We start from the raw sequence: 10,721 nt of genomic DNA, 5'->3' as shown, positions 1-10,721 counted from the left end.
ATTCTTCTCCTTTTTCACAATTTTTTATATTATATCATGACCGAATAATTACTGTCTAATTAATTATAACCAATCCACTTATGAGTTTCTTCATTTTTAAGCTTTTCTTCACTAATAATTTGTTTTAAATCATTTTCTCTCATATAATATCCTAAGTATCCTTCCTATATCAACTTTTATCTGTCCATATATAATTTGCCCTTTATACTTCGGTGTAAAAACTATGTGATATTTATAATTCAATTTGCTATGTCATTAACGCACATACCTCATTGTACTTTGTAGGATTGATGAGGAAAACTACTACTATTATTTATTCTGCTCACAACTATAAGCATTCTGAAACTACAAGTAAAATCTGTTGTATTCATAAATACAATAAAGACTTTCTATGATAAAAAATTCATAGAAAGCCTTTGTTAATTAGTATTCACAGATTCTTTTTCACATTATCATTTTATTACTATTTTGCAGCTTCATATGATGCATTTTCTGGTTTAACTTCTTTTAATATACTTGGATCGCAATATGAATCAAAGCTTGGCACATTATCAATATTACCAGCTTCATGCATATATTCAGCCATATCGTTCACTGCTGCTGCAAATGTATCATCAAATATGTTTTCATAAGTATTCTGAACCATTATAGAATGTATTGCATCTTTATCGTTATTTAATTCCTTTGCAATAATTTCTGAGCATTCATCTAGATTTTCATTTATATAATCTGTAGCTTTTGTCATAGCCTTAACTAGTTTAATACAAGTATCATGATTTTCATTATAATAGTCTTCTGTAACTTGAAATGTAGAATAAAAATTCAACCAATCAACATCTCCAGTTTTTTCTGGAAAATATGATTTAACACCTGTAAAAAGTAAAGTACCTCCGCTTTGTATTGCTTGGCTCATATATGGTTCCCAACAAGCCATCATATCAATAGAACCATTTTGTAATGCAGCAACCTGTTCAGATGGAGAAAGATAAACAATATTAATCTTGCTTAAATCTACATCCATTTCCTTGCACATATTTTGAATTGCTAACATAAATCCTGCTCCATTCATTATACCAAGTGTCTTCCCCTCTAAATCCTTCGCACTTTTAATAGTTTGTCCCGGTGCTAAAATTAATCCTTGAGTATTAGAAGTTTTGCTGTTAGTCATAAGTGTTTTTAATTTTACTCCTTGCGCTGCAACTTCTGTACATGTATACTGTGATTCTGCAGACACAGGCGCTTCTCCGCTTGCAATGTAGGCTGGTAAATCAGAACTAGATTCGATTAGTACATTTGTTACATCAAGTCCTTCATCTTCAAAATATCCTTTATTTTTGGCTATTATTAACTGAGCTGCTTCTTGGGGATCAGTTATGCCGTAAATAGTAACTGGAATTAGTTTACCTGATTCTGCTTTTTCAGTATTTTCTGTACTGCCTGCATCTTTGGCATCTGTTCCTCCACATCCTACCAAAAACATTAAACTTGTTATGGTAGCAATAACCATTGCAATAACTTTTTGTGATAATTTTTTAATTTTCATACTAACTACACTCCTTATTATATATTTCATCTACAATAAACAATTATTTTTCAATTGCATTACTGATATCAGTCTTCCATTTTAAAACAATTTTTTCTACAAATTGAATTATTGCAAACATAATAATATATATTAATCCAATCATGATAATTGCCAAAAACATGTCATCCATTTTGAACCACTGCTTTGCATTTATTATCATATATCCTAACCCCTTAGATGCTCCTAACATTTCAGAAACCATTAAAGCTCCAAAAGTCATTGCCAGAGTTACCTTCATTCCAACAAAAATATTTGGTATTGCATTTGGCAGCATGACTTTTGTGAATATCTGCCATTGGCTTGCGCCAAGCGATATAGCTGCTCGTATTAAAACTGGTGGGGTATTTTTTAACCCGTCTATTATGTATGGAAGCATTGTCATGAAAGTACAATATGCAATTAAGCCGACCTTAGATACTTCTCCTATCCCAAACCATATAATAATTATTGGTAAAAGAGCATATGGTGGTATAGGTCCTAATAAATTTATAATTGGTGAGAACCATGCTTCAATTATTTTTTGGTTCGCAAAAATAATTCCTACAATTATAGCTAAAACTCCACCTATAATAAATCCAATTAATATACGTCGTATAGAAACTGATGCGTGTAACGCCAAAGTTCCATCACTAATATATTCAAAAGCTTTTTTTATGATATCTGTAGGGGCAGGCAAAAACTTTTTATTGAACCATTCATGACTACGATTCATCTGAGTAATAATCTGCCAAATAGTAAAGAAAGTAATGAGTGAAATAATATTAAGTATTAATTCTTTTTTATTTCGTTTCTTTTTTTTCATATCTGCCACCTCAATCGCTTGTTAACGGTATATCTCCTAACCTTTTTTCAAAGAATTCAATGTATTTCAAAAACTGTTTTGATTTGATATCTCTAGGTCTTTCTATGTCAATTTTTACATCACAGTCAACAGCGGCATTTTTAAGAACTATGACTCGATCAGCCAAATAAACAGCTTCCTGCACTGAATGAGTGATAAAAAATATTGTTATTTTAGTTTCTTCAAAAATATTTAGAAGCTCTCTTCGCATATTTTCTCTAGTCATTGCATCTAAAGCTCCAAGTGGTTCATCCATTAGAATAATTTTAGGTTCATTAGCCAAAGCCCTTGCAATTCCAACTCTTTGTGCCATTCCACCTGAAAGCTGACGTGGATAATAATCTTCCATTCCGCTTAAGCCAACCATATTAATGTATTTTTCAGCTATTAATTCACATTCTTTATTCCCTTTATGATTAAGCTTTGGCCCCATTATTATATTCTTTTTTACAGTAAGCCAGGGCATAAGTGCATGCTCCTGAAATACCATACCAACTCTACCATTTGCCTTTGTTACCTTTTCACCCAATATATCAATTTCACCTTCTGTAGGTTTAATATAGCCAGATATCAAATTCAAAAGAGTAGATTTTCCACATCCTGAAGGTCCTAGCACACATACAAATTCATTTTCCATTACATCAATATTTATATTTCTTAATACATATTGGCTTTCTCCATCATTAATGGTCTCATATTTTTTGCTTAAATTCTTAATTTCTATTGATTTTTTCTTATTGATATCTAGTGAATTATCCATTATAAGCAACTCCTATTTCTGTATTTATTCTTCAAATCCCATATCTACTCTTTTCTTTATCATTTCAGCAAGCATTTCTGCAGTTTGGTCTGGTCCAACAAAACTTGAATCAATCATAATCTGACGCCCAGTTATTGTTGATGCAGTCATTCCTGTATAATATTTATGATAGTTATCTCTGGCCTTATCAACCTCTGCAATCATTTCTTTTGCTTTCAGCTCATCCATGCCAAGAACTTCTACACAATTCTTTAATCTCTTCTCATATGGAGCATAAATAAAAATATTAATAGTATTTTTTAAATGTCTTAGTATATAATCTGAACATCTTCCAACAATAATACATGACTTGTCATATGTAGCTATTTCAGATATTACACACTGCTGAATACTAAAAAGATAATTCTGAATTTTGGGAGTTCCAAGGCCTAATGGATATTTCATTTTTGAATATGATTTTTCATCATAATCACTTAATTCTTCTGCTGTTTTGTTTAACTCTTTACTTGCGATTTCCAACAGGTCTCTATCATAATATTCAATCTGTAAAATTTCAGATAATTTTTTTGCTATAGGTCTTCCTAAACTACCAAATTGCCGCTGAATTGTTACAATGTAATTTTTATTTGACATATATACACTCTTCTTTCTTACAAATTTTAAAAATTTCTTGTATCAGAAATTAATGAATAAGCTTCAGGCCTGCGGTCCTTCATGTAAGAAAGCATCATGGCATTATCCTTTATACATGAATCAATATCAATATCTGCATAAATGATTTCCTCATCATGACCTGCTGCTGCAAGAACATTTCCTCTTGGACCAATAATTCTGCTTTCACCATTCAATGTAGAATCTCCCTCTACACCACATCTATTTGAGCAAACCATGAAAACATGATTTTCTACTGCTCTGGCTCTTGTATTAATTTCCCATATATCAGCTTCTAAATTTCTCCATGCAGCTGAATCAAAAATGATGTTGCTTCCCATAAGAGATAAAACTCTTGCTGTTTCTGGGAATGATGTATCATAACAAATCATGTGACCTGCTTTACACATTGGCATATCAAATGTACCGTATTCACATGTAATACTTTCACGCCATGTAAGTTTTTCTAGTCCCCATACATGTATTTTCCTATATATGCTTACAATTTCACCTTCTGGAGATATTGCTACTTGAGAATTGTATAGCCTTCCAGGCACACTGCTCTTTTCAGAAATACCTGTAACAATATATAATCCTGTTGATTTTGCCACCTTACATAAATAATTTGTAGATGGTCCTGGAATATGCTCTGAAATTTCATAATATTTTTCTCCAAGTATAGTTGGACTATATCCTGTTGTTGCTAATTCAGGAAAGCATATAGCAAGTGCCCCCTTCGAAGATGCCTCTTTACAAATATCTGACATCTTTTTAAGATTTGCTTTTGTGTCACCTAGTACACAATCCATGTTTACTGCTGCTACTTTAAAAATTTTTTTATTCATTGTTATTTCCCCTCTCTTTTACATCCAATATGGTTCATCCCATATTTTTAATTTAGTTCCAATTTTCTTTTTTTCTGCTATCTTAAATAGGTTATATGCCCATGCAAGATCGAATAAAACTTGTCCACTTGTAACAAAAATTTCTTTTGTATCATTACTTTGTCGTCTATCTTTTTTTCCTCTGACAACATCACCAAGACTAATTTGATCAGCCAACCCCTTAAGCCTGCCTTCTTCCATTAATTTATACATTTTTCCCCAACCATTGTTAGCCTTTAATATACCGCCAGCTTGTAAGGCTTCATCATAATAGGCCATATGCATTTTTGTATTGTCAAAACATAAATGATTTGATAACCAAAAATCATCATCTGCTTCAATTGGAGATGTCAAAAGAACACTTGCTCCTTTTTTTATCCATTCATTTTTTATAAATAAAGGTTCCTTTGGAGATGCTGCAATGCTTACAATATCGCCTTGTGATATACAATCTTCCATTGATTCTATTGCTACTGCATCTATCCCTGTTTCTTCAGTAACCCAGTTAGCAAACTCTTTGGTATGTTCCATATGTACTGATTTACAAATTACCTTTTTTATGTTAGGCATAACTGCGTATATAGCAAGAATTGTTGCTTTTTGTACAGGACCTACCCCAATAACACCTACTGTTTTACTATCGCTGCTTCCAAAATATTTCAGAAATACACCTGGAATTGAACCTGTTCTCATGGAACTGATTAGATTCCCAGACATATAGCAAATGGGCTCACATGTTTCTTTATCATTTAGTGTTATCATTAAAACTGATCGTGGCAGACCACACTCTTTAGGGTTTTTAGTATTTGAGCCATACCACTTTTCACCGCAAATTGCAAAATCTCCGCCTAAATATGCAGGCATTGCAATAAATCTTCTTTCTGGACCAGCAATTGGCATATTGCGGAATGATGTCTCTTTTGGGAAGACTATAGATAAACCATGATCATTGTGACTCAATCCGCCCATAAGATAATCCCCATCGCATAAGAGTCCAAAAACTTCTTCACATGTAGCAACACACTTTGAAGCATCTAGAACGCCTACTTGTAATAAATCTTCCTCTGATAAATACAAAAATTGTGTCTTACTCATAAATTAAACCTCCTATATTAAATAGCTTCATAATAATTTTTAAATATTTCTTTGACCGGAACTGATTTACTTCCTGTCAATATATTTTTAACCAAATTCTCCTGCTTGAATTTTTCAAGACTTTTTTCTGTAACTTTATAAAATTTAGCTATAAGCTTTTCTTCAGAAAATTTTTCTGGATTGTCAAAATCACCTTTAGCATGAAAAACTTCCTCAATTATAGTTTCACCATTCTTTTTTGTTATTTCTACACGCCCCCCTCTAATATCCGGAAGCATCGTATTATATTTATCATCTTCCATTAGATAAATATGGGATGAAAGTTCTTTTATTTCTGAATTTTTTATTCCCTCTGCAACATCTTCAGGATAAAGCTTTCCTTTTATAATAAGAGTTGCAATTGAAACTGGAATTGAAAATTTTGCAGCTAATTCAGTTGAAACTATCTGACTTGTTAGTCTAGCAGCTTTTTTATATGTATAAATATATATTTCTTTTATTTCATCTTTCTTTAGTCCCTTCTTAAGCTGATTTTCTATTACATCTGCAAATGGATGAATAAATCTACATCCAGTATGTACCTTAAAATAATTTTTTGCTAAATACCACTGATCTCCAAGATCCTTACTTAAATTTTCTTCAACAACTTTAGCACCTATCACTTTGTCATATATACTGCGTATGAGCTCCTCGCTGCTTTGTACATTTTCTGTAGTCATATATAAAGCATTTTTTGCATTAACAGCTGCAATACCTGGATAATAGTCATGTAAAGCACTTCCATCAAAAACAGACTGCCATGTTGAAACTTCTGGAAGCGATTCACATGTCATCAAATAATTCGTAAAATCCTGTTCTGAAAGTTCAAATAACATTCCCTCTACAGTTGCAGCACCTGAAATCATCACTGTTCCATGACCTAAAATATCATTTGAAAATCTAATTGAACTTCCCCAGCGTGATGCAATCTCATATGCACTCACAAAAAGCTTTAGAGCTTCTCCATAAGATATATCTTTGCTTTCCATTTCTTGTAATAAAATAGGAACAATGTGACTTGCCGGATGACCTACAGCAAATCTATTTCCCTCATATAGCTCAGTAGACACCATAGCAGCTGTACTTTTTAAAATTTTTGCATTTGTATCTGGTGGTAATTTTTTATCACCTAAACCATTTAAAATACAGCCGATTGAATCCAGCAGAATCCATTTTGCTCTTACAATTACATCTTCTGGTATATCATCGTATGTAAGTTGAGTTATCCATTTAACCTGATTATCAATCTGTTTTTTCATATTATTCATGTTATTTCCTCCAACAACAAAAAAGAAGCTACTCTTTTTATAACATGAGTGGCTCCTTTGCCATTATTCTATTTATTTTTTCATAATGTTTATTTAGATTATGCGATTTAAATTGCATTTATGTTTTTTGTTGAATTCAGTCTAACTCGAACATAATCGAATGTCAAATTGCTAAAATTTAATTAAAAGTTTTTTCTATACCTTTATGATATACTTAGAAAAGAATCATACCTAACGTATTTGTAATTCTTTACTTACCTCATTTGCCTTAATAAATTCTATGAATTTTCTAGCTGCTACTGATAGATCACTAAAATTTTTCCAAATAATCACTGAACTAGTTGTTAAATTTGGATTCATAATTTCTTTCACTGCTACGCAGCTATTATCTAATATAAATTGTGCAGACTTAGGGCATAACATAATTCCCAAACCATTTTTTACAAGAGATGCTCCATTTACTAAAGATGAATACCAACAGATTACTTTCGGTTCTGTTCCAATCATTTCAAACCATATTTTAATCTGCTTTTCATGCATACCACGTGAGGGTACTATAAGCCATTCATCTTTAAGCTCGGAAAGATCTATAATTTTTTTGCTTTTTTGTGATAATACATTTGTATTTGGAATACATGCAATCCATGAATCCTCTTGTAACCTGATTTTTTCATAATATTGGCTATTTACTGGCTCACGAATTATTCCTATATCCAGTAATCCATTATCGACTAAGCGTATAATTTCATCTGAATTATTATTAACTATCTGATAAGTAATATCTGGATATAATTTATGAAATGAAGCTATCCATTTTGGTAATTTTTCAGCACTAAATGTTTCTATCGTACCAATTCTTATTTTTCCAGCAATTCCATTATATTTTTCATCAATTTGGTTTTTAGTTTCCTCAATAAGAGAAATAATCTCTTGTGCGCGTTTCTTAAAAAAATATCCTGCATCCGTTAATTTCAATCTTCCATTATCACGAATAAAGAGATCTACACCAAGTTCCTCCTCAAGCTTTTTTAATTGACGGCTTAATGGAGGCTGTGATACATGAAGTTGTATTGATGCTTTAGAAATATTTTCATATTCAGCTATTTCTAAAAAGTATTTAAAATCTTTAATATTCATATTAACTATTCCTTTTTGGTATATTTTTTACTTTATTATATATTTTTTGTTTTTTTGTTGCAATATGTCTAATATTTAAATTTATTTCCTTTATATTTTCTTAACTTACATAAAGTTAAAATATCATCAGATCTTATCACATGAAAATTATATGAATTAAAAAACTTATTTTGTACTAATTTTCTTTCCTTTTTAGTTTGAATAAACTGCAGCTACTTTCCATGCTTTCCGCAATCTAAATATTTATCTCTTAATATTAGAATTATTTAATTAAATAAAGGTCGTAATATAGCTTTCTTTATATTACGACCTTTATCAGTAAAGCTAATCATCTATTTTCTTATTTTATGATCTTCACCATTATACTTGAATTTATTCCAATCGCTACTGCTATACATATAACTAGACGTATAACTGAATGAATCTTTATGTTTACTTTTTATAAAGCAAATATTATTTCGTATATAGTAAATTTTATATGCTGTTAATTTCAAATATTAAAAATCATTTTTAATATTTTTCTAACATAATAACTTCAAAAATTATAGTTTTAATTTTCCGACTATAAACTAATATTCATATAATATATATGCATATTTTTAGTGGGAATAGTGGGATTATATGTTTAAGCGCTGATATTCCTGCATTTAAGAGCTACTTTTTATATTACAACCTGGGAATATAAATGGGAACGAATTTAATAGTAACATATCCACTTTTTATGTGAAATTATTTACCAACTTATAAAATGTATTTCTTTTTAGCTTTAATATATACATAGCTTCTTTAGCTGTTATTTCTCTATTTTTCCATCTAGCATAAACTTCATTCCAATTTTCAGGATAATCTATAGGTTTTCTCCCTCTAAATTTCCCTTCTCTTTTTGCTATTGCAATTCCTTCTCTTTGTCTTTCTAAAAGATTTGCTCTTTCAAATTCATTAATAGCTCCGATCATTGTAAGCATTAATTTTCCTGTTGGTGTACTTGTATCTAAATTTTCTTTTATACTTATTAAATGTATCTTCTTATTTTCAAGTTGCTCCACAATATTCAATAAATCCTTAGTACTTCTTGCTAATCTGCTAAAATCCCAAATATAAATATAATATATAATTGAAAGTTTTATTTTTACATTTGTTTATTTAGCTTCTTAAGCCATGCAAATAAATGTTTATAAATGCTCTATATAAACTCTATATAAACAATTATTCTATTTTTTATATTGTTTGTTTGAAGTGTGCTCTAATTAAATAATATACTCTACCTACATTCTACAACCCTTACATAATCATCACCTTCATTAACTTTTTTCTTATATAAAACAACTCCACCATCTTTGATAATGTCATTAGTTGCTATTAATTCTACATTTTGTTTTTTTAAAATATCTAATACTTCCTTATTAGGATGTGAATCTTTAGATCTTCCAAATCTCATATTATTATGTGAAATTATAGCCTTTTCAGGGTTTATTTTTTTTACTATTGATGCATTTAAATTATTTTTGCTACCATGATGCGGTACCTTTAAATAATCACATTCTATTTCTTTAGAATGATTGTTTATTATTTGTTTCAAAATAATTTTATCTACATCACCTGTAAATAATATGCTTTTTTCATAATTAAACTTACAAACAACACTTGCTTGATTACTGTTTAACTCATATTGATCAATTATTCTTTTTAAATTTAATCTATTAGGATTATCTATAAATTTTTCTATGTTATTTATATTATGTATAAAAAATTCCTTTACAAAACCTTTTTTATCAAAATTTATATTCATTTCCAATTCATCTTCTTCTCTACTCGGTTTAATAATCAATTCATCAATTTCAGGAATATCATTATATACAGAATTTTCATTTTGCATATAAATCTCAAATATCTTTTTATATTTTTCATTAAAGCAATTACTTATTCTAATCATATCCTTACTGTCAATATAATTATAAGAAGCATCATTAATATTTATTGGGTTAAAAAACATTATATGATTACATAGTAATTTCCCATCATATGCAAAATCAATTATTTTTTTAAATTTATCATTAGCCTTTTTCAAAACTTTTTGATTAGATACCAACTGCTGTAAATATGTAATTATCTCTTTTATATTATCAGCTTCATCCATACCTCTTAAATTAAGCAAGAATTTAGCAATTAATACTATCTCATTTTGATATAATGGCAATGTTATTCTATCTATATTTTCAAAATAACTTCCAATAAAATATTTAAATCCTCCAATATGATCACTATGGCTATGCGTTAATATTAAATGGTATTTATTCGAATTATATTTATCTAAAACTTTTGTTATATCTTCTACTCCATTTCCTAAATCAATTATAAATTTTAAATTATTATAGTAGCATTCCTTAGGACTTACAATAAAACAATCTCCTTGTCCTACATTTACCACATCAACTAAATTCATCATTTTACCTCACTATAT

General features: G+C 29.7%; 10 protein-coding genes and 1 pseudogene. All 11 read right to left on the bottom strand.

The features are described 5' to 3' along the window. Positions 1–132 precede the first annotated feature (132 nt). Positions 133–243: pseudogene (locus Q0F58_RS14365) on the bottom strand (IS200/IS605 family transposase); the annotation flags it as partial. Positions 244–463: 220 nt separating this feature from the next. Beyond that, positions 464–1,543, bottom strand: coding sequence for an ABC transporter substrate-binding protein (locus tag Q0F58_RS14360; protein ID WP_294377928.1), 1,080 nt, complete (start codon positions 1,541–1,543; stop codon positions 464–466). A 43-nt stretch (positions 1,544–1,586) separates the two neighbouring features. Then, a complete protein-coding gene (locus tag Q0F58_RS14355; protein WP_294377924.1) occupies positions 1,587–2,387 on the bottom strand; it encodes an ABC transporter permease in 801 nt (266 codons plus the stop codon). A gap of 10 nt (positions 2,388–2,397) precedes the next feature. Beyond that, a complete protein-coding gene (locus Q0F58_RS14350; protein WP_294377922.1) occupies positions 2,398–3,186 on the bottom strand; it encodes an ABC transporter ATP-binding protein in 789 nt (262 codons plus the stop codon). Between the two features lie 24 nt (positions 3,187–3,210). Next, the gene (locus Q0F58_RS14345) at positions 3,211–3,819 is read right to left on the bottom strand and encodes an AAA family ATPase (protein ID WP_294377920.1); all 609 of its coding nucleotides are present in this window, start codon (positions 3,817–3,819) and stop codon (positions 3,211–3,213) included. A 26-nt stretch (positions 3,820–3,845) separates the two neighbouring features. Next, positions 3,846–4,682, bottom strand: coding sequence for a nitrilase-related carbon-nitrogen hydrolase (locus Q0F58_RS14340; protein ID WP_294377917.1), 837 nt, complete (start codon positions 4,680–4,682; stop codon positions 3,846–3,848). A gap of 18 nt (positions 4,683–4,700) precedes the next feature. Continuing rightward, entirely contained in the window at positions 4,701–5,816 is a 1,116-nt protein-coding gene (locus tag Q0F58_RS14335) for a tyramine oxidase subunit B (RefSeq protein ID WP_294377914.1), read from the bottom strand. A 17-nt stretch (positions 5,817–5,833) separates the two neighbouring features. Next, complete coding sequence (locus Q0F58_RS14330; protein ID WP_294377911.1) at positions 5,834–7,123, bottom strand: MmgE/PrpD family protein; 1,290 nt, start codon at positions 7,121–7,123, stop codon at positions 5,834–5,836. Positions 7,124–7,354: 231 nt separating this feature from the next. Next, on the bottom strand, positions 7,355–8,260 hold the full coding sequence (locus Q0F58_RS14325; protein ID WP_294377908.1) for a LysR family transcriptional regulator: 906 nt from the start codon (positions 8,258–8,260) through the stop codon (positions 7,355–7,357). Positions 8,261–8,979: 719 nt separating this feature from the next. Further along, the gene (locus tag Q0F58_RS14320; protein WP_294377932.1) at positions 8,980–9,357 is read right to left on the bottom strand and encodes a recombinase family protein; all 378 of its coding nucleotides are present in this window, start codon (positions 9,355–9,357) and stop codon (positions 8,980–8,982) included. Positions 9,358–9,521: 164 nt separating this feature from the next. Continuing rightward, the gene (locus Q0F58_RS14315; RefSeq protein ID WP_294377906.1) at positions 9,522–10,706 is read right to left on the bottom strand and encodes a ComEC/Rec2 family competence protein; all 1,185 of its coding nucleotides are present in this window, start codon (positions 10,704–10,706) and stop codon (positions 9,522–9,524) included. Positions 10,707–10,721: the final 15 nt, after the last annotated feature.

The organism is uncultured Clostridium sp. (assembly GCF_934754915.1).
Taxonomy (GTDB): Bacteria; Bacillota; Clostridia; order Clostridiales; family Clostridiaceae; genus Clostridium.
This window is presented reverse-complemented; position numbering and strand designations above follow the sequence as displayed.

Coding starts and splice junctions, on each gene's coding strand:
- Q0F58_RS14315 (WP_294377906.1), bottom strand. CDS start 10,706: ATGATGAATTTAGTTGATGTGGTAAATGTAGGACAAGGAGATTGTTTT.
- Q0F58_RS14360 (WP_294377928.1), bottom strand. CDS start 1,543: ATGAAAATTAAAAAATTATCACAAAAAGTTATTGCAATGGTTATTGCT.
- Q0F58_RS14350 (WP_294377922.1), bottom strand. CDS start 3,186: ATGGATAATTCACTAGATATCAATAAGAAAAAATCAATAGAAATTAAG.
- Q0F58_RS14340 (WP_294377917.1), bottom strand. CDS start 4,682: ATGAATAAAAAAATTTTTAAAGTAGCAGCAGTAAACATGGATTGTGTA.
- Q0F58_RS14330 (WP_294377911.1), bottom strand. CDS start 7,123: ATGAATAATATGAAAAAACAGATTGATAATCAGGTTAAATGGATAACT.
- Q0F58_RS14325 (WP_294377908.1), bottom strand. CDS start 8,260: ATGAATATTAAAGATTTTAAATACTTTTTAGAAATAGCTGAATATGAA.
- Q0F58_RS14335 (WP_294377914.1), bottom strand. CDS start 5,816: ATGAGTAAGACACAATTTTTGTATTTATCAGAGGAAGATTTATTACAA.
- Q0F58_RS14345 (WP_294377920.1), bottom strand. CDS start 3,819: ATGTCAAATAAAAATTACATTGTAACAATTCAGCGGCAATTTGGTAGT.
- Q0F58_RS14355 (WP_294377924.1), bottom strand. CDS start 2,387: ATGAAAAAAAAGAAACGAAATAAAAAAGAATTAATACTTAATATTATT.